The sequence below is a fragment of the Streptomyces chisholmiae genome (genome assembly GCF_031845445.1).
Classification (GTDB): Bacteria; Actinomycetota; Actinomycetes; order Streptomycetales; family Streptomycetaceae; genus Streptomyces; species Streptomyces chisholmiae.
Map to the genome: position 1 here is coordinate 1 of NZ_JAVREO010000020.1, position 20,023 is coordinate 20,023.

The following is a 20,023-nucleotide window of genomic DNA, read 5'->3' on the forward strand; positions in this document are numbered from 1 at the left end:
CCCCCCGGGGCCGGCGGGGGGGGGGGGGTCCGCCGGCCGACGCCTCGCCCGCGGGCCGCGCGGCCCGGGTCAGGCGCTGGCGCGCGGCCCGGGGGGCCGCCCGCCAGCGGGGAGTTGGGCGGTCAGGCGGCCCCGGCCCGCGCGCTGGTCAGCGCGTTGGCGGAGAGCACGGGGTAGTAGCCGCCCGAGTGGCCCAGGGCGGTCGGGTGGTACGCCGCCCAGACCGGCAGTGCCAGGTCGTGCAGCCAGTTGTCGCCCGAGCACAGCTCGTGCCCGTCGAAGGCGGCGGCCACGTCGCCGTAGGTGAAGCCGTGCGCCGCGGCCCGGGCCCTGATCACGGAGTTGAGCTGGTCGGCCGCCTGGTTGATGGCGGTCCGCTTGGTCTGGCTCAGCCCGAGGCAGATGCCGGACGGCTCGGTGTAGAAGCGCGGGTAGCCCAGCACCACGACGTCCGCGTTGGGGGCCCGGCTCTTGATGGCGTTGTACACGCTGTCCAGCCGGGCCGGCAGGGTGCTGCTGACGAACGAGCGGGCCGTGGCGACCCGGTTCAGGCAGGTGGTGTCGGAGCCGAGCACACAGGTCGTCATGACGTTGGCGAACCCGGCGTCGTTGCCACCGATGGTGATGCTCACCAGGCCGGTCGACGAGCTGAGCGAGTTGACCTGAGAGCCGGTCACGTCGCTGGTCACCGCGCCGGAACAGGCCACGAAGGTGAAGGAGGAGGGGTTGTTGGCCTCGGCCCAGAGGGAGGGGTAGGCGTTGTTGCTCCGGTGGCAGTCACCACTGGAGTCGATGTAGTCGCCCGCTCCGTTCCCCGAGGAGTACGAGTCCCCGAGGGCCACGTAGGCGGGCGCGGCGGCCTGGGCCGAGCCGGCGTTCATCAGGGCCAGTACGCAGCCGAGGACGAGCGCGACGACGAGGGACAGGCGTCTGGTCAATCTCACGGAACCTCCATGGGGGGTCGCTGTGGCACTGTTTGTACCAAGCAACGCGCGTTGATGGAAGTGCCCATGTCAAAAAGACCCGACATCGGTCAGGCTCTTCACCCGGGCGACCACCCCGGGCCGACGCTCGATCAACTCCGCTTCACCCCCGCCCTTCACGCCCCGTCAACCGCCGACCGGCGTCCGCGCCGCCGCGACGCCCGGCAGCCTCGTGTCGCGCCCCTCAGGGGCTTTGTCAGACCCAGCGGCTACCGTTTGCGTCCATGGAGTCACCTACCGTCACCCGCCGCAGGTATCGGGTCGGTAACCATCGCGCATGCCGACGGCGAGCCCGGGTAGCCGCCCCCGCGTACCCGACCGCTCCCCTCGGCCAGGGCCATCTCTGACCAGGGAAAACAACGAACACAGATAGGTGGAATCGCGTGCCAGGCGATAAGAACTCACCGACAGGGGCAGCGCCCCCGCGGGCGGCGTTCGCGAAGCCACGGACCGACACCGTGGTCTTCGGCGTGTCCGCGGCGGCCACTCTCGCCTTTGTCATCTGGGGCGCCGTCGCCACCGACTCACTGGCCGACGTGTCCAGTGACGCGTTGAACAGCATCATCGAGAACGCCGGTTGGGGCTTCGTCCTCGCCGCCTCCGGGTTCGTGGTCTTCGCCCTCTGGCTGGCGGCCAGCCGCTACGGCCGGATCACCCTCGGCAAGGAGGGTGAGGGGCCGGAGTTCAGGACCGTGTCCTGGGTCGCCATGATGTTCAGCGCCGGCATGGGCATCGGGCTGATGTTCTGGGGCGTCGCCGAGCCGGTGAGCCACTACCAGACGCCGCCCCCCGGCACCTCCCCCGACGACTCCGGGGAGGCCATGGCGACCTCGCTCGCCACCACGCTCTTCCACTGGACGCTGCACCCCTGGGCGATCTACGCGGTCGTCGGCCTCGCCATCGCCTACAGCTCCTACCGCCGCGGCCGGCGCCAGACCATCAGCGCCGTCTTCACGCCGCTGATCGGCGAGCGCCGGGCCAACGGCGGTGTCGGCAAGGTCATCGACATCCTCGCCATCGTGGCCACCCTCTTCGGCTCGGCCGCCTCGCTCGGCCTCGGCGCGCTCCAGATCGGCAGCGGCATAGAGGAACTGGAGTGGATGACGGACGTCGGCACCGGTCTGCTGGTGGCGATCATCGCCTTCCTGACCGCGGCCTTCGTGCTCTCCGCCGTCTCCGGCGTGGCCAAGGGCATCCAGTGGCTGTCCAACATCAACATGGTGCTGGCCGGCGTGCTGGCGCTGTTCGTCTTCCTGGCCGGCCCGACCGTCCTGATCCTGGACCTGCTGCCGACCTCGGTCGGCTCCTTCATCGACCAGCTGCCGCAGATGGCGGCCAGGACCGAGGCCAGCGGCGGGGAGGGCGTCGACAGCTGGCTCTCCGGCTGGACGATCTTCTACTGGGCCTGGTGGATCTCCTGGACGCCGTTCGTCGGCATGTTCATCGCCCGGATCAGCCGGGGCCGCACCATCCGCCAGTTCGTCGGCGGCGTGATCCTGGTGCCCAGCGCGGTCAGCCTCGCCTGGTTCGCCATCTTCGGCGGCACCGGCATGCGGCAACAGGAGGGCGGCGTCGACGTGGCCGGCGAGGCCACCACCGAGGGCCAGCTGTTCACGGTGCTCGCCGAGTACCCGATGGCCACCGTCACCTCGCTGCTGGTGATGATCCTGGTCGGCATCTTCTTCGTCTCAGGCGCCGACGCGGCCTCCATCGTGATGGGCACGCTCTCGCAGCGGGGCTCGCAGGAGCCGCACCGGCTGGTGGTCATCTTCTGGGGCGCGCTCACCGGTGCGGTGGCCGCCGTCATGCTGCTGGTGGGCAGCGGGGACGACGACGGCCAGAGCGCCGCGCTCGACGGCCTGCAGAACCTCACGATCCTCGCCGCGGTGCCCTTCGCCCTGGTGATGGTGGGGCTCTGCTTCGCGCTGATGAAGGACCTGCGGCGGGACTCCCTGGTGCTGCGGGAGCGCAAGGGCGAGGAGGTCGTGGAGATGGCCGTGATCGCCGGCAGCGAGAAGTACGCCGGTGACTTCGAGATCCGGATCGGCCCCGGCACGGCGGAGAACGGCGGGGTGGTCACCGCCGGCGTGCCGGTCACGCCGGCCAACGCCGAGGGGGACACGGCCGATCCGGGCGAGCCCGGGTCCGCGGGGGACACCGGTACGCCCAGGACGTAGCCCGCGCCCGCGCGGCACGACCTGACATGGTCGCGGGCCCGGCGCACCCACCGGTGCGCCGGGCCCGGCCGGTCAGAGCGCCCGGGCCGCCGCCCGGCCGGCGGTCCGCCCGGAGAAGAGGCAGCCGCCGAGGAAGGTCCCCTCAAGCGAGCGGTAGCCGTGCATCCCGCCGCCGCCGAAGCCGGCGGCCTCGCCCGCCGCGTAGACCCCCGGCAGCGGCTCGCCGCCCTCGGTGAGCACCCGCCCCGCGAGGTCCGTCTCCAGCCCGCCGAGCGTCTTGCGGGTGAGGATGTTCAGCCGCACCGCGATCAGCGGCCCGGCCTTGGGGTCCAGCAGCCGGTGTGGGGAGGCGATCCGGATCAGCCGGTCCCCCAGGTAGCCACGCGCCCCCCGGATCGCGGTGATCTGCAGGTCCTTGGTGAAGCGGTTGCCGATCTCCCTATCCCGGGCCTCCAACTGCCGCCGGAGCACCGCCTCCTCGATCAGCTTCTCGCCGGTGATCGCGTTCATCCCCCGGACCAGCGCGCCCAGTTCGTGCTCGACCACGAAGTCGGGGCCACGTTCCAGGAAGGCCCGCACCGGGGCCGGCGCGCCCGGGCGGGCCCGGCCGACGACCTGCCGCACGCTCTTCCCGGTGAGGTCGGGGTTCTGCTCCGAGCCGGAGAGGGCGAACTCCTTCTCCACGATCTTCTGGGTGAGCACGAACCAGCTGTGGTCGTGCCCGGTGCCCCGCAGGTGCTCCAAGGTGCCCAGGGTGTCGAAGCCGGGGAAGAGCGGCACCGGCAGGCGGCGGCCGGTCGCGTCCAGCCAGAGCGAGGAGGGTCCGGGGAGGATGCGGATGCCGTGCCGGTCCCAGATCGGGTCCCAGTTGGCGATGCCCTCGGTGTAGTGCCACATCCGGTCGCGGTTGATCAGCCGGGCGCCGGCCCGCTCGGCGATGCCGAGCAGCAGCCCGTCCACGTGCGCCGGCACCCCGCTGAGCAGCCGCTCGGGCGGGGTGCCCAGCCGCTGGGGCCAGGCCGCCCGGACCAGCTCCGGGTTACCGCCGATGCCGCCCGAGGTGATGAGCACGGCCTGGGCGCGCAGCTCGAAGGCGCCGACCACCTCCCGGTTGCTGGCCACCCCCCGGCGTGCGGTGTCCTCGGCGAGCACCTCACCGGTCACGGTGTCCACGGTGCCGCCGGTGCGGGCCAGTCCGCTGACCCGGTGCCGGAACCTCAGCTCCACCAGGCCCCGTTCGACGGCGGCGCGGACCCGGCGGGAGAACGGCGCCACCACGCCGGGGCCGGTCCCCCAGGTGATGTGGAAGCGGGGCACCGAGTTGCCGTGGCCGGCCGCGTCGTAGCCGCCGCGCTCGGCCCAGCCCACCGCGGGGAAGAACCTGATCCCCTGGTCGCGCAGCCAGGAGCGCTTCTCCCCCGCGGCGAAGTCCACGTACGCCTCGGCCCAGCGGCGCGGCCAGTGGTCCTCACGCCGGTCGAAGCCGGCGGTGCCCAGCCAGTCCTGCCAGGCCAGTTCGTGGCTGTCGCGGACCCGCAGCCGGCGCTGCTCGGGGGAGTTCACCAGGAAGAGACCGCCGAAGGACCAGTGCGCCTGACCGCCCAGCGAGGTCTCGGGTTCCTGGTCCAGCAGGATCACCTTGCGGCCGGCGTCGGCCAGTTCCGCGGTGGCCACCAGGCCGGCGAGCCCGGCGCCGATCACGATCACGTCGGCGTCATATGCCATGCCCAGGTTCCTCCCGATCGACCGATAGCGATCCTCAACGGGTCCGCGACGGTCGTCAACCGCGCTGACCACACCAACCCGGCCGCGGCGCCGACCGGCTCCGGGTCACCGCCCCGCCCGAACAACTCCCCTAGGGTCGCTCCCATGATGGGACGAGTGCGAGAGGCCGTGCGCTGGTGGTTCTCCCCGCGGCTGATGCGGAACGAGGGGCCGACCCCCGACTACCGGTACTCGCTCGCCAACGAGCGCACCTTCCTGGCCTGGCTGCGCACCTCGCTGGCGCTGCTGGCCGGCGGCATCGCGGTGCAGCAGTTCCTCACCGAACTGCCCTGGGCGCCGCGCATGGTGCTGGCCCTGCTGCTGGTCCTGGGCGGGGCGTTCTGCGCGGTCCGGGCGATCCACCACTGGGTGCGCACCGAGCGGGCGATACGGCGCGGCGAGGACCTGCCGCTGAGCCGCTTCCCCGCCGCGCTCTCGGTGGGCACGGTGCTGCTGGCGCTGCTGCTGGTCGGAGCGCTGCTGTGGCCGCGGTAGGCCGGGCCGGGCCGGTCGAGCCCGGCGGGCAGGCGGAACGCACCCAGCTGGCGTGGCGGCGGACCACGCTGGCCTTCGCGCTGGCCCTGGCGCTGGCCGCGCGCGGGTTGCTGTGGGCGGACTCCGGGGTGGCGGTCGCGGGGGGCGCGGTGGCGGCCGGCGCGCTGCTGGGGGGCGGCTTCCTGGCGCTGGCCCAGCGGCGGATGGCGGCGCTGGCCGCCGACCCCCGGGCGGAGTTGGGCGCCGGGACGGCACTGCTGGCCGCCGCCGTGGTGGCGCTGCTGGCGGTGGCGGCCGGAGTGTCGCTGGTGGGGGCGTCAACCGGCTGACGTTCCGCCCTCCCGCCGTAGGCTACCCGCGAGTATCCTGGTCCGATGGCTGAACCACGGATCTTTGGCTCGCCCGCCGCGTTGGCCGGCGCGGTGGGTGAACGGCTGGGCCCGGGCGACTGGCTGGTGGTCGACCAGCGCCGGGTCGACCAGTTCGCCGAGGCGACCGGCGACCACCAGTGGATCCACATCGATCCGGAGCGGGCGGCGGCCGGCCCGTTCGGCGGCACGATCGCGCACGGCTACCTGACCCTGGCCCTGCTGCCGGTGCTGGTCCCCCGGCTGCTGCGGGTGGACGGGGTGCGGATGGCGCTCAACTACGGGCTGAACCGGGTCAGGTTCCCCGCGCCGCTGCTGGTGGACTCCCGGGTCAGGGCCACGGGCGAGATCCGCGACGTGGCGTCGGTGCCGGACGGTTGGCAGCTGACGCTGGCGATCACGGTCGAGCGGGAGGGCGGCGCGAAGCCGGCCTGCGTCGCGGAGACCGTCACCCGCTATCTCGGCTGAGCGGCACGGCGGTGGCCGGGGGACGGCGGGCCGGTCCGCCGCACGGCCGGGACACCGGACGGGCGGGGAGCGGCCGGCGGGTTCGGGCCGCCGGGCGGCTGAGGCGGACGGACGACGGTGGCATAGGCGTTCGGGTCATTCATGCCCATACGGTCAACCACACCGTCGCCATACGCCACTTGAGCCTGACCAAATGCCCCAAAAGCAACTCGATAGTGTGATCAGGGTGCAAGGTGTCCGCGCGTCATGCCTCCATGCGCCCTGGCAACCCGCGCCCCCGGCGTGAGACCACTGGAGGCATGAAGAAGCGGCAGGTGCCGAACCACCGACTGCGTGCCCTGCTGACCGAGGCGGGCTGGACCCAGGAGGCGCTGGCGCGGTCCGTGAACATCCTCGGAGCCGAGATCGGTGCCACCCTCCGCTACGACCGGACGGCCGTGGCGCACTGGCTGTCCGGGACGCAGCCGCGCCATCCGGTGCCCCAACTCGCCGCCGAGGCACTGTCCCGGCGGATCGGCCGGGCCGTCACCCCCGAGGCCGCCGGGTTCGTGGACACCGCCAGCGAGGGCCCGCCGATCGACCCGGTCACCGGCTTCACCGCGCTCTGCCGCTCGGACGCCGACGCCACCCGCCGGGTGCCGCTGCACCAGCGCCCCTACCGGGTGGCGGACGCCGTGGTGCCGAGCCCACCGCCGGGCCCGGCCAGGTACCGCGCGTTGGGGCAGCGCGCCGAGGAGACCAAGGCCCTGCACGACGCGGTGGAGTTCTTCGCCAGCTCCATCGACGCGCACGGCGGGCGCCACGCCCGCAGCGCGCTCTCCGCCTACCTCGCGGACGACGTGGCACCGCTGCTCAGCGCCCGGCGGTCGCCCCGGATGCGGGCCGAACTACTGGTGTTGGCCAGCCGGTTGGCGTTCCTGCTGGCCCGGATGTACGAGGACGGGCTGCTGCACGGCGTGGCCCAGCGGTACTACAACTACGCCCAGCGGCTGGCCGGCGAGTCCGGCGACCGCACCGCCTGGAGCGTGGTGCTGCGGGCGATGAGCGCCCAGGCCGAGCGGCTGGGCCACCTGCCGTCGGCGCTGCAGCTCGCCGAGGCGGCACAGCAGGGCGCCCGGGTCGCGCCGCCGGCCCACCAGGTCTACGTCCAGGCGCAGTTGGCGGTGGTGTTGGCGCGCAGCGGGGAGCGCAGGGAGTCCCTGGCGGTGCTTGTCCGGGCGGAGCGGTCCGCGGAGCAGGCCGCGGCGGCCGGTTCGCCGTTCGACAGTTACCCGCAGGCGGCGCTGCACTTCCAGACGGCGGCGGTGCTGGAGGCGTTGGGCGACCTGCCGGGCGCGCTGGGGGCGCTGCGCAGGTCGGCGGTCGAGCGCGCGCCAGCGGATCTGCGGGGCCGGGCGCTCACCCAGGCCCGGTTCGGTCAACTGCTGTTGCGGGCCGGCCGGTTGGACGAGGCGTGCGCGGCCTGGAGCGGATTCCTCGACAGCCGGGAGCGGCTGCGCTCGGGCGACGCCGAGCAGGCCGTCCGCGACATGCGGCAGGCCCTGCACCCGCACCGACACCGGCGGCAGACGGCTGAGTTGTTAGGCCGCACTCCGCAGGGTCGTTGACTTGCGGGAGCGGCGTTCCTACCGTCAATTCCTAAGCATCAGCAGAGGAATGGCGGCGGGAGAGTGTGATGAACACCGAAGAGGTGACCGGGGCGGCCGGGGCCACGCCGCGCGAGCTGTCCGGGTTCGGGAACGAGCACAGCAGCGAGGCGGTGCCGGGCGCGCTGCCCGTGGGGCGCAACTCCCCCCAGCGCGCGCCCCTGGGACTGTACGCGGAGCAGCTCAGCGGCACCGCGTTCACCGAGCCACGCGCCCAGAACCGACGGTCCTGGCTGTACCGGCTGCGCCCCTCGGCGGCGCACCCCGCCTTCCACCGGATCGGCAACGGCTCCCTGCGCGGCGCCCCGTTCGAGGAGACCGAGCCGGACCCGAACCGGATGCGCTGGGACCCGCTGCCCGAGCCGCCGCCCGGCACCGACTTCGTCGCCGGCCTGTGGACCCTGGGCGGCAACGGCGACGCCCGCCTGCGCAGCGGGCTGGCCATCCACCTCTTCCACGCCAACTCCCCCATGATCGACCGGGTGTTCGGCGACTCGGACGGCGAGCTGCTGCTGGTGCCCGAGCGCGGGGTGCTCCGGCTGTGCACCGAGTTCGGCGTGCTGGAGGCCGGGCCGGGGCAGGTGGCGCTGATCCCGCGGGGGGTGCGGTTCCGGGTGGAGCTGCCGGCCGGACCGGCCCGGGGGTACGTCTGCGAGAACCACGGGCAGCCGTTCACCCTCCCCGAGCTGGGGCCGATCGGCGCCAACGGGCTCGCCAACGCGCGGGACTTCGTGGCCCCGCACGCCGCGTTCGAGGAGTCCGGCGGGCCGGTCGAGGTGGTCAACAAGTTTTGCGGCCGGCTGTGGGCCGCCGAGTACGACCACTCCCCGCTGGACGTCGTGGCCTGGCACGGCACCCACGTGCCGTACCTGTACGACCTGCGGCGGTTCAACGTGCTCGGGTCGATCAGCTACGACCACCCGGACCCGTCGATCTTCACCGTGCTCACCTCGCCGTCCGAGGTGCCGGGACAGGCCGGCGTGGACTTCGTGGTGTTCGCGCCGCGCTGGCTGGTCGGCGAGGACACCTTCCGGCCGCCGTACTTCCACCGCAACGTGATGACCGAGTACATGGGGCTGATCGAGGGCGCCTACGACGCCAAGGCCGAGGGCTTCCGTCCGGGGGGCGGCTCGCTGCACAACATGATGTCCGCGCACGGCCCGGACCGGGTCACCTTCGACCGGGCCAGCTCGGCCGAGCTGCGCCCGCAACGGGTGGCCGACGGGCTGGCGTTCATGTTCGAGACCAGGTGGCCGGTGACCCTCACCGCGCAGGCCGCCGACGCGCCGCACCGACAGGCCGGGTACGACGCGGTGTGGCATGGTCTTGAGCAGAACTATCCCGCGCCGCGACCGTCGTGACCGCCGGCTGGCCCGCGTCGGACGCGCCCCGACCCGGAGCCAGCGCCGTGACCGTCTTCGCCCCCGACTCCCTCGACCTCAACCGCAAGCTGCCGCTGTGGTACCAGGTGTCGCAGTCGCTGCGCGCCTCGATACTGGGGCGCCCACCGCAGGCGCCGCTGCGGCTGCCGACCGAGGAGCAGCTCGCCGAGCACTACGGGGTGAGCGTGCTGACCATGCGGCAGGCCCTGAAGGAGCTGGCCGCCGAGGGCCTGATCAGCCGGCACCGACGGCGCGGCACCTTCATCGAGCCGGCCGCCAGGACCGGCGCGCCGGTGCGGCTGCTGGGCTCCCTGGACGCCTTCGTGGCCCAGCAGTCCGGGGAGCACACCACCCTGCTCGACCCGGCGCCGGCCACGGTGCCGGTGCCGCCGGAGCTGGCCGAGCACTTCCCCGGCGTCGCCGAGGTGGTGCGGTTCCGGCGGCTGCGCCGGCAGGGCCGGGACGGCCCGGCGGTCAACTGGGTGGAGAACCTGATCCATCCGGAGGTCGCCGACCGGATCGAGCCGGCCGCGCTGGCCCACTGGCCGATGACCCGGGTGTTGCGGGACGTGGCCGGCGTGCGGGTGCGCCGGATCGACAACACCGCCCAGGCCCGGCTGGCCGACCCGGTCACCGCCCGGCTGTTGGACGTGCCGCTGCTCAGCCCGATCCTGCACATCACGGGCGTGGAGTACGACCTCGCGGACCGGGTGGTCGACGTGGCGCTGATGCGCTACCGGGGGGACCGGTTCTCCTTCTCCGTGACGGTGGAGGCGGAGCCGGCCGAGGCGGCGGACCGCCCGGCCGGGGAGCAGGGCGCGGCGGGCGCCGGCGGGGAACGGGGCGGCTCGGTGGCGGAGTTGGCCGGCGACTGAGCGCGCGACGGCCCGTGTTCTGAAGCGGCGCCGCCCGTGCCCTGGGGGGGGCGGCCGGTGGGCTCGCGGGGCGCGGCGGGTGGGCGCGGAGACCGGCGGAGCCGTGGGGGGGAGCAGCGATGCGGCAGCGGGCCGGCGCCGGAGACCGGGAGCAGCGACGCGTGGGAGACGTCGCCCGGCGCCCTCGCCCGTACGGACCGGTCGTCACCGCCGGAACACCGGGCCGGGCCCGGCGGCGACGAACGGACGGAACGTCAGCGAAGGCTCAGCCGCGCCCGCCGAAGAGCGTGCGACGCAGCCGACGCAGCGGGGCGAACAGCAGCACCCGGGCGGTGCGATTGGCCCTCGTGGGGCTCTTGTGATCGCGCCGGGTCAGCTCACGCATCAGCGTGGTGGCCTCCTCGGCCTCCCTCGCCGGCACCGCGGGGCCGGAGAGCACGCTGAGGTGGCGGTCGAGCCGCGCGCTGTTGGCGCTGCTCCCGCAGTTGATGGCAGGCACTCGCGGCGGCCTGCCGTGCGCTGTTATCTGCTTCATGACTCTCCCACCCGTACAGGCACCCGGTCCGGGCAGGGTAACCCTAACGCCCCACAAGGACACGTGGGTATCCCGGTCCCACGAATCAGCCTTCCCGTAACGGGGTTGACGAACACGGCGCGGGCCCGGGCAACTGCGGGAACCACCGGTTCACCGGCGTCCCCGGCGCCCCGGGGACCCCAGGGCGACCATCTGTACCACCATCATGGCATCCACCCGCAAGGACTAATATCCTGATCGTCCGACTCCACCGCAAGCAGCCGTAATGCGGCGATATGACGATCGGGAGACCCGCCGCGCCGGCGGGCCGGCCCGCCACAGCCCGGAGGGCACCATCCCGAACTCCCGGGCGAAAGCGGCGGAGAACAGCCGGCAAGGCGTCCCCAGCCGCGCCGCCACCGCCGTCACCGGCTCCGCGCGCAGCAGCGGGGCCACCGCGCCCACCTGGCAGGCCGCCGGCCACTACGGCACGGCCGCCGGCTCGATGTACACGCTGGAGGTGCAGACGTCCAGCATGCGCACCCGGTGCCGGGTAGGCAGCGGGATCAGCACCCCGCGCTCGCCGGGCACCGTCCAGCCACCGGCGTCAGTCTCCATCAGTATCGTCCCGGTGGCGACATAGGGGAACCGCGCCCCGCGGTGCTGGTGCCAGCCCGGCACGATGCCGAGCGGGTACTCGGTGGCGATCGGGAGGATGTCGAGCGGGAGGTGGTCTACCTCGGCGACGGGCACGTCGCGCACCCCGGCGAGCGTACCGGGGCTCGAAGGGATCGGACCGCCCGTCGATTGCCGGCCCCCGGACGGGCTCGCTGAACTGGCCAGGTGACCGACCACGCTTCTCGTGCTCCTGGCAGACGGTCTCTTCTCCGGCCTGACCACCGTCCTCCTCGGCTTCGGCGGCGGCGATGCTCGCGTTCCCGGTCACCCGGTAGCGGCCGGAGCGGGGCGGCAGCGTCCACATGCGGCCTCTTTGGCTGCGACGCGGGCTGTCTGGAAGAATCCGGACATGACGTTGGCAGGCGATGAACTAAGAGCCTGGTTAGTCGGACTCGATGACGCACAGCTCCGTGCGCTCCTCCTCATACCAGGTCCGTTGCCGTACTGGGCACGGGTACCGAAGGGGGATAACGGGCTACCCCGGCTTCGACGGCGAGAGCTCCTCGCGGTGCGGGCTTGGATACTTCGTGCGAACAGTCGGGAACTGCGGGGTATCGCCGCCGAAGCCGCCCAGTTCGCCGTGGATACGCTCGTCGAACAAGGTGTTCTGAACCAGGCGTCGCTCGTCGACCCGAGCTTCCGAACTCTCGAGACGATACTGGCCTCGCTGGACCCCGTACTGGCGCGGTTGACCCTCCATGGGCTGGCCGCACGACCGGAGGGACTAGACGTTGTCACTGAGGACCGATGGGAACAACTGCTGGCCACGGCGGCGGAGCCGGGGAACGCTGGTCACGTCCCGGGAGGCGCGGAGGTTGCTTCCCCGGCACCGGACGTCGGCTCCGCGGGGTGCCGAGACCATGAAGGGGGCGGCATGACGGATGACGGGTCGACGGATACTGAGACTGTCGAGCCCGAGGAATCGACGAGGTTGTTGAGGGCCCGGGCGGAGGTCGTGGCCGGCTCCCTACGACAGGTGGCGCAGCAGGTGTCGGCAGGGTTCGCGGTGTCCGGCGAAGCATGGGATAGCGCCGCCGCCTGGTTGGTGGAGCGCACCCTGTTGACCGAGAGGCTGCGCTCACTGGGGCTCACGTGGGCGGACGACGAGGGCTTCGCCGAGTTGGATGAGCGGGTCACGCGATGGCGCGCCCAACGAAAGGTTGAGGAGGTAGCGGCGCGAGTCGCCGAGTTGGAAGCGCAGCGAGACGACCTTGAGCAATTGCTGGAGCGGGCGGACCAGAACGGAGGCGCCCACCGGGACCTGTTGCGGTCCTCGCTTACCGCACTCAACAAAGAGATCGCAACCCTGCGCCCCGACCTACCCGCTCCCAGCCCCGAGCGCACCCCCGTACCAGACACGGGGGCCGAGACCACGGGAGAGGCCAGGGACGATACGCCCCAGGCCGTGGTGATGCCCGGGCCACGGGTGACGGAGGACGCGCAACCGGAGGTGGAGACTCTCCTCGCCCAAGCTTCCTCACAGTCGGCCTCGACGACTCTCGACGAGACGACTCCCGGACTGGACTCCAGGCCGACCGAGCCCGACGAACCCGCCACCAGGGAGGTGGCGACGGACGCGTCCCGTGAGCGAGACGTGTCGACCCGGCCGGCGGACCCCGGGGAACCGGCGACACAGATCCAGCTGGCGGATGGAAACCTCACGGCCGGGGCGCTGGCCTCACGCTCCACCATCGAGACGGAACGTTACCTACCCTGGGAACCCGCCGCAGGAGAACACGACGGTGCTCAAGGCGTCTCGGTGGTGGCGCAACTGGTCGATGCCGGCCGGTTGCAGGAGGCGTACTGGTTGACCGTCGCCTCCGCAGAGCCCGCGCATCGAGCGGAATGCCTGGCCTTCGCCCAGGCGGCCTTCGCCTGCGAGGCGCCGGAGGAGGCAACGTCCGTGATGCGACGGTTCACGCCGGACCTCGACACCCTCCGTGGGGACCGGGCGGCCTTGGTGCTTGCGGGGGTGTCATCCCTTCGCGCCAGCCTCGTCGTGGGCTGGTCCAACGATCTGCTCTTGCAGTCCGAACTCAGTTCGGCTACACCGGGAGCCTGGGGCCGGCTGCTCGCCTCCGCTGGCGACGTACTGCGGCGCCATCAGCCGGTCACGCCCGCCGCTCTGCGACTGTCCGGAAACACCGGGCCTGCGCTCGACCGCGCGGACATCGCCGCTAGGGCGTCTGAGCTGGCCGCTGACCTACCGCGTCGGAGAATCGGCTACGCCCGGGCCACCCAGGTACAGAACAGGCTGATGGGTGCCGACCAGCCACTGGGGCGCACCCTGAAGGCGATCCAGGACTGGGCGGCGGGCCGTGACGACCAGTCAGTTCTCGACGACGTGTGGGACCTGTTTCGCAAGCGCGACTCCGCAGAGCGCATGATCGAGGAGGCGGACGCCGCGATCCGCACGCCCAAGCAGGCTCGTGAGCCGATCGAGGCGAAAGCGAAGCGGACGCTACTCAACCGCGTAGAACATGTCGCGACCCTCCTCTCACAGGCCCGGGCGCTAGCAGCGCCCGGCCTTGAGGAACGCGGTGACAGCGTGACCACTCTCACGCAGGCACTCGCTCAGGTTCGGGATCTGCCCGTCCCGCCCGGGGTTCCCGGTGCCGCACTGGGGAGGCTTCGTGCCTGGCTGTTGGGTGACAAGCAGGGACAGATACCACACGAGTTGATCGACCTGGGGGATGGCGCGACTGGTACGGACGCCGCCCCTGCCCCCCGTCCCGGCGCGGAGGCGCTGCTGGCTGCGCCGGACCTGCCCCGCTCGCCCGACGGCGAGCCGTTGGCCGACCAGCCGGGATTCGCTCAGGCCGTCGCAGCCCTCCTCGAACCGGTGGACATCCGAGCCGTGGTGACTACCTATGCAGAACGGGGCGATCTGCACCTGGTGGACGCCCTGGCCGAGGCACTGGCGCATGGCCTGGTGCCAGCCGCCCCCGAGGGTACGGATGAGCTGCCGAGTGACTGGCGGACACTGCGCGATGACGAGTGGTCCCGGTGGTCACGTCTTCGCAGCGCCCGCCACCGAAAGGCCTCTGATCTCCTTGCCGAACTGCGGACACAACAGAGCCTCGGAGCGCTGACCGAGCGTGAGCTGGTAGCCCGTCTGGCGCGGCTTGAACAGCCGACGCCTGAGGGGGCGTTCCGCTCCTGTGTGGCGGAGATCGACGAGCTCCAGCGGGAACTGCGCGTGCGCATCCAGTCACACATCACCCACCTGCGTGAGCAGTTGGCGGCCCTCGACCTCTCGGACCAGGACAAGCGACGGCTCACCGGGCTGCTCCGGGCGGGCGACACGGTTACGGCGGAGGAATGCTTGTCCCTGCTCCGCAAGGGGGAGTCGCTGCCGGACTGGAGTGGCGCGAATCGCGCTGACGATCTAGCCGAGTTCATGGCCGGTTTGGAGAACACGGCGGCACGGAAGGCCGGTCAGCAGGGCTACTCCGCACGCCCCTGGGCGGACCGGTATGCCAACGGGCAGCCGCTCACCGAGGGGGCCAGGGTCGGTCTTGAGTCCTGGGACGCGCTGAGCAAGCCCACCACCCGCGGCTCCGAGTGGCAGAAGCACGTGCCCGTGGTGCTCCGTCTGCTGGGGTTGGAGGGGCGCACCCCCACCCGAGACGATCACCGACAGGTCCGGGGCATCCTGCGTCTGAGTGCGCGGCTGAGCGTAAGCGAGAGCGCTCCGGGCTACGTCGCCGCGCTCGGCTCGGCCGCGACCACCTTCACCGTGCTCGTCGTCTCCGAAGAGCTTCGGGGACGCAGTCCGCTGGAGTTGCTGGACCGGAGCGACACCGGCGCCTGCGTCATCCTTTACCTGTATCCGCTGGGGCTGTCCGGTCGCCGCGGCATGGCCGCCCGGGCCCGGACCTCGGCGCAGCAGGCCCTTGTGGTCGACCCAGCCACTCTCGGGTGGATCGCGGCCCGTTCCCCGCGTTCCTTCCGCGCGGTGCAGCGGGTGACGTTGCCGTGGACGACGTTCAACCCGTACACCCCGTTCGTCGCCGGGCTGGTGCCTCCCGAGGTGTTCTACGGTCGGACGAAGGAAATGGCGGCCGTGACCGATCCTTTGGGAGCGCTGTTTCTCTACGGCGGACGGCAGTTGGGCAAGTCGGCCCTGCTCCGCAAGGTGGAAGCGGATTTTCCGACGACACCCGACCACAAGGCGGTCTATCTGGATCTGAAGGCCCGCGGTGTGGGTGAGGCCGAGCCGGCCGAGCGAATCTGGTCGGTACTGGCCGGTGAGTTGAAGCGCGTCGGGGTGATCCGACCGGAGGTGTCCTCCGAGGTGGGACAGAAGGCGCTGCTCGACGAGGTGGAGCAGTGGCTGTTGGAGAAACGCGAGCGTCGCGTCCTGGTCCTGGCCGACGAAGCGGACGCGTTTCTGACCGCCGACTCCAAGGCAGTACGGGGCCAGGGCGGTGAGGGCACCTTCGCCAACGTGGTCCAGCTGAAGGGGTTGATGGACAACACCGACCGCCGGTTCAAGGTCGTCTTCGCAGGTCTCCACCAGGTCCAGCGTTTCAGCCAACTGTCAAACGTCCCGACCGCGCACGGTGGGCCGGACGTGCTGATCGGCCCACTCAAGCCGGCGGAGGCGCAGCGCCTGGTGGTTGAACCGATGGCCGCCTTCGGCTACCGGTTCGAGCGGCCGGAGCTGGTATGGCGGGTGCTGGCGGCCACCAACTACCAGGCTTGCCTGGTGCAAATCTTCTGCGAGCAGTTGGTCTCGGCGCTGCGTGAGAAGCCGCTCGGTTCGGCGCAGTGGCCGATCACCGTCACGGAGGAGGACGTCCGGTCAGTGGCCGGGTCGGCGCAGGTTCACCGCAACATCGCCGAGCGGCTTCGGCTCACGATCAACCTGGAAGACCGCTACCGGGTCTTGGCCCTGGTCATCGCGCTACGCAGCCAGGCGGACCGGTTCCAGCAGGGGTACGACGCGGACGAGTTGCTGAACGAGGCCAAGCGAAACTGGCCCGAGGGCTTCCGCCGGCTCACTGCCAGCGACGTCGAGATCTACCTGGACGAGATGGTAGGCCTGGGACTACTCATCCAACAGGCGGACCGACGCAACTACGCGGTCCGCAGCCCCAACGTGGTGCACATGCTCGGCACCCGTGAGGATCTGGAACTGGAACTGCGGCAGACCGAGTTCAGCTTGCCGTACGACTACAACCCGCGATTCTCACGACGCCTGGTCGGCCAGGACCAGGAGGGCGTGACCCGCTACAGTCCGCTAACCGAGCAGCAGCTCAGCGAGGCGGTCACAAGCTCCGGCGTATCGGTCGTGTGCATGACCAAAGCGCACGGGCCGGAGCTGGTCGCGGCAGCCATCACCTCCTATGCGAGCGCTCGTGAGGTGGAGGTACGCACTGCTGACCAGAGCTCCCTGATGAGCGTCCTTGCCAAGGACGCACGTGGGCGCCGGCCAAGCGTGATCGTGTCGGATCTGCGGTACTGCGGGCTGACCACACTCGCTACGTCGATCGAGCACATGGTCGCGCACACCTCCCGCGACTCCGGCCCCCATCGGGCGGCGGTCCTTCTGGTCGATCCGCGAGCCTTGGGCCGACTACCGGACGAGCGCGTCACCCGGGTGCTACGCCCCGAGCGTTGGAGCGCGGACAGCCTGCGCGCCTGGCCCGAGTGCCCGTTCGACACGCCTGACAAGCGACGGCGTCTGGTCGAGGCGACAGGCGGCTGGCCGAGCCTCGTGGAACGCACCGTCCATCTCGCCACCCGTGGCGGTGCGACGCTGGAAACGGCCCTGGAGCAGATCCGAGAGTTCTGCGCGCAGCCGGAGCGGGCACGGCAACACCTCGAACGGGTCGAACTCGACCAGGAGATGCTCAAACCGCTATCCACCTGGGTCCAGTACCTTGACCCAGGAGAACCCTGTGACCAGGGCGACATCGCGGCGGTTACCGAGATACCTCTCGACCAGATCCACCGCCTCACCACCCGACTGACCGACCACGGCGTTCTGGACGATGGCGAGGACGGCTTCGCTCTCGACCTGGCCACCTTCAGGGCACTCAGTGTCGCCGGGTCAAACCAGTGACCGAGTCCCCTGTCCGAAGTCTCGTTCAGCTGCCCGGCGTTCAGCTCTGGCTGAGGCGCCTGTACGCCGACCTGCGGTCTGGGCACAGTTGTCTGTGGCTGGTGCCGCGTGTCGCGATCGAACGCGGGATCGTCGACGCCCTGATCAACGAGGTCCTTGAAGAATTGGGGGACTTCGTGCTGCTCCCGCCGGCCGAACCGGGGCTGTTGGAGACCACGGCAGCTCCGGTCCCCGTCGCGGCATGGTCCGGACTGGCACCGCTCCTCGACTACGACGACGGGCTTTCCGGCTTCGGTCTGCCAACCGGAGGTGGCGTGGCCGACTTCAAGGGCCCGACTCCAGCTCTCCCGGCGGGTGCCCGCACAGCTCTTCTGGAGCGGCTGGCCAAGGAACTTCCCCCTACGGCTGGTGCGTCTCCGACAGGGTGGAGGGCGGGAGACGCGGTGGGGAGCACCCTGGGGCGGCTCATCGACGGTGCGGAGGGGCGCCCGGAGACACGTCCCATCGTGATTCGGGCCTGGTATGAACCTGATCCAACGGCTCCTATTGAGTTGCTGCAGCGGTTGGTCGCCATGATCAAGGAGGCAGGGCTCACGCCCGACCGGCGGCCTCGCGGGTTGGTCATAGCCTGTCCCGAGGACCTGCCTCCCGACCTGCCGGATCGGATGGCCCGAGAGGACATCGCCGCGCACTGGTGGTGGGGGGTCCTGGGGCATCTGGACACGGCCACCGTTGTCGCCACAGCGCGCCCACCGGTCGAAAGTACCGCTGATCAGCACCTACTGCTGGAAACCGTCACGCAAGCCACCGTAACGGAGGTCTGCGGACCGTTCCTCGATGTCGCCGCCGAACTGGCCACAGTATGGGACGGTGTCCCGGAGACACTGCCGGACAGCCTAAGCCGGGTCGTCCGCTCACCACCGTCAACCGAGTCGACGGTGCTGGAAGGACGCCGCGGCCTCGGTCGCCGCCCTCACGAGACGCTGATTCCCGAGTGGAACACCGGCCTGGTGGATGGCTGGGCCGGTCGGGTGCGTCAGCACCCCGCGCTCGAACTCTGCTCCTCCCACGTACTGTTGACGCGGACCTGGCTGGCCCAGAACCACGCGCTGCTGCCCCTGTTGGACAATGCGCGTGAGGCCTTCACCTCGCTGGTCCGGGAACGAGCCCGCGTACCGCTGACCGTACTCACCGAGCGGTACGGCCCTCGGGCCAAGGCACCGGGCGAATCTCGCACAGACACACTGGCATCCATGGAGATCGGAGCCCTGTGGGGTGCTCACTTGCATGGCGACATCGCGCTCCGCAGAACGGAGCGCGAACGGTTGCACACCCTCTGGACGGCCCGCAACCGGCTCGCCCATCGCACGCCCCTGTCCGGGTCGGACCTCCGACGGCTCGCGGCGGTACTCAGCGGCTGACCGGCCGCGCGGCGACGGCCGACGCCCGCGCCCCCAACCGGCCAGCGACGTGCTCGGGCGGCGGTCAGCTCCGGGTGAAGCGGTAGGTCACGCTGTCCACCAGCACGCACACGCTCGGGGACATGACGATCACCCGCAGCGTCCCGGAGCGGCGGTCGTAGTCGATGCCCTGCGCCTCGAACTCGCCGGCGCAGCCGCTGCGCAGCGGGAGCTGCCGCAGCGCCGTGACCGCGCCCGAGACGTCCTCGGCGCCGCTGGGCGGTGCGGAGAGGTCGATCCGCAGCAGCGGCTTGGTGATGCCGAAGAGCGCGCCCTCCGGGTCGTCCGACGAGCACAACAGGGTGGTGGCGTCGGCGAAGTCGCAGCCCTGGACGTCCCGTACCGGGCGATCGAGGCGCACGGTGGCGACCTGCGGCAGGTCCGCGTCCGGCGCGGTGGCCGGGTTGACACCGGGCGTCGGGAAGACCAGCAGCCGGTTCATCGTGCCGTACTCGCCGGACAGCATCCACTGGCCGTCGGGCGAGATGGCGACCCAGGAGTTGTTGAGCGCCTCGTCCGGGCCGAGCGCGTGGGTGTACTCGGCCCACTCACCGTTCGGGGCCTGCACCCGGAACATCTTGCTGTCGCCGGAGTCCCGTTGGTAGGGCTCTATGTAATGGCCGTCGTAGGAGGCGTCCGGGTCGCCGACGTGGTTCCAGCCGCGGGCTCGGACCTCGACGGGGATGGTGCCGATCCCGGTGTAGCGGTTGGCGCTGTTCGCGGGGACCTCGATCGAGGCCAGCCCCTGACTCTCGGTCAGCGGGTCGGCCCGGTCCGAGCCGACCTCGGTCCAGGTGTCGGCGGTGGCGGCCGGCGGAGTGGCGGCCCGCGGGGAGCCGGCGGCCGGCGGCGCGGCGGTCAGGGTGGTGGCGGCGACCAGGGCGGACAGGCCGGCCGTGACCACGGGGGAACGGTGACGGGTGCGCAGGGGCATGGGGGTCTGCTCCTCGGTGGGGGTGGGGACGCACGCGGCGATCAGTCTGTCACCCCTGACAGACATGTACAGACCAATGAGCGAACGGGAGTTGGCGATCCGGTGCGGAACCGCGACCCGCCGCCGCGCGCCCGCCGCCCACGTCCGCCCGTCCGGTGTCCGGGTGCCGAGCTGTCAGTGTCGGCTGGCACACTGGCGCGAGGAGTCGG

The 20,023-nt window shown here is 71.6% G+C and carries 14 protein-coding genes; 9 read left to right on the plus strand and 5 right to left on the minus strand.

The window, feature by feature from the left end:
* Window positions 1–122 precede the first annotated feature (122 nt).
* Window positions 123–944, minus strand: coding sequence for an SGNH/GDSL hydrolase family protein (locus RM844_RS26265; RefSeq protein WP_311669879.1), 822 nt, complete (start codon window positions 942–944; stop codon window positions 123–125).
* A gap of 422 nt (window positions 945–1,366) precedes the next feature.
* Between RM844_RS26265 and RM844_RS26270 the strand changes: the two genes are divergently transcribed.
* Window positions 1,367–3,160, plus strand: a complete 1,794-nt coding sequence (locus RM844_RS26270) for a BCCT family transporter (protein WP_311669880.1) — start codon at window positions 1,367–1,369, stop codon at window positions 3,158–3,160.
* Window positions 3,161–3,232: 72 nt separating this feature from the next.
* On the opposite strand, the gene RM844_RS26275 is transcribed toward RM844_RS26270, so the two are convergent.
* Complete coding sequence (locus RM844_RS26275; RefSeq protein WP_311669881.1) at window positions 3,233–4,885, minus strand: FAD-binding dehydrogenase; 1,653 nt, start codon at window positions 4,883–4,885, stop codon at window positions 3,233–3,235.
* Window positions 4,886–5,032: 147 nt separating this feature from the next.
* Here RM844_RS26275 and RM844_RS26280 point away from each other — a divergent pair, with 147 nt between their 5' ends.
* The 6 genes from RM844_RS26280 to RM844_RS26305 all read left to right on the plus strand — a co-directional run bounded on the left by RM844_RS26280 (window position 5,033) and on the right by RM844_RS26305 (window position 10,158).
* The gene (locus RM844_RS26280; RefSeq protein WP_311669966.1) at window positions 5,033–5,419 is read left to right on the plus strand and encodes a YidH family protein; all 387 of its coding nucleotides are present in this window, start codon (window positions 5,033–5,035) and stop codon (window positions 5,417–5,419) included.
* On the plus strand, window positions 5,407–5,748 hold the full coding sequence (locus RM844_RS26285) for a DUF202 domain-containing protein (protein WP_311669882.1): 342 nt from the start codon (window positions 5,407–5,409) through the stop codon (window positions 5,746–5,748). The genes RM844_RS26280 and RM844_RS26285 overlap by 13 nt, the downstream gene beginning before the upstream one ends.
* Before the next feature lie 45 nt (window positions 5,749–5,793).
* Complete coding sequence (locus tag RM844_RS26290; RefSeq protein ID WP_311669883.1) at window positions 5,794–6,255, plus strand: MaoC family dehydratase; 462 nt, start codon at window positions 5,794–5,796, stop codon at window positions 6,253–6,255.
* A gap of 299 nt (window positions 6,256–6,554) precedes the next feature.
* Complete coding sequence (locus tag RM844_RS26295) at window positions 6,555–7,862, plus strand: tetratricopeptide repeat protein (RefSeq protein WP_311669884.1); 1,308 nt, start codon at window positions 6,555–6,557, stop codon at window positions 7,860–7,862.
* 68 nt (window positions 7,863–7,930) lie between these two features.
* Window positions 7,931–9,262, plus strand: a complete 1,332-nt coding sequence (hmgA, locus tag RM844_RS26300; protein WP_311669885.1) for a homogentisate 1,2-dioxygenase — start codon at window positions 7,931–7,933, stop codon at window positions 9,260–9,262.
* A 47-nt stretch (window positions 9,263–9,309) separates the two neighbouring features.
* The gene (locus RM844_RS26305; RefSeq protein ID WP_311669886.1) at window positions 9,310–10,158 is read left to right on the plus strand and encodes a GntR family transcriptional regulator; all 849 of its coding nucleotides are present in this window, start codon (window positions 9,310–9,312) and stop codon (window positions 10,156–10,158) included.
* 265 nt (window positions 10,159–10,423) lie between these two features.
* Here the strand turns inward: RM844_RS26305 and RM844_RS26310 are convergent, their stop codons facing one another.
* Window positions 10,424–10,693 carry a hypothetical protein gene (locus tag RM844_RS26310; protein ID WP_311669887.1) on the minus strand — a complete coding sequence of 90 codons (270 nt, stop codon included), beginning with the start codon at window positions 10,691–10,693 and terminating at the stop codon, window positions 10,424–10,426.
* A gap of 462 nt (window positions 10,694–11,155) precedes the next feature.
* A complete protein-coding gene (locus RM844_RS26315; RefSeq protein ID WP_311669888.1) occupies window positions 11,156–11,434 on the minus strand; it encodes a cupin domain-containing protein in 279 nt (92 codons plus the stop codon).
* 892 nt (window positions 11,435–12,326) lie between these two features.
* Here RM844_RS26315 and RM844_RS26320 point away from each other — a divergent pair.
* Window positions 12,327–17,420: a hypothetical protein gene (locus RM844_RS26320; protein ID WP_311669889.1), complete on the plus strand. Its 5,094-nt coding sequence runs from the start codon at window positions 12,327–12,329 to the stop codon at window positions 17,418–17,420.
* A 101-nt stretch (window positions 17,421–17,521) separates the two neighbouring features.
* A complete protein-coding gene (locus RM844_RS26325) occupies window positions 17,522–18,841 on the plus strand; it encodes a hypothetical protein (protein ID WP_311669890.1) in 1,320 nt (439 codons plus the stop codon).
* A gap of 64 nt (window positions 18,842–18,905) precedes the next feature.
* On the opposite strand, the gene RM844_RS26330 is transcribed toward RM844_RS26325, so the two are convergent.
* Complete coding sequence (locus RM844_RS26330; protein WP_311669891.1) at window positions 18,906–19,814, minus strand: hypothetical protein; 909 nt, start codon at window positions 19,812–19,814, stop codon at window positions 18,906–18,908.
* Between the last annotated feature and the right edge of the window lie 209 nt (window positions 19,815–20,023).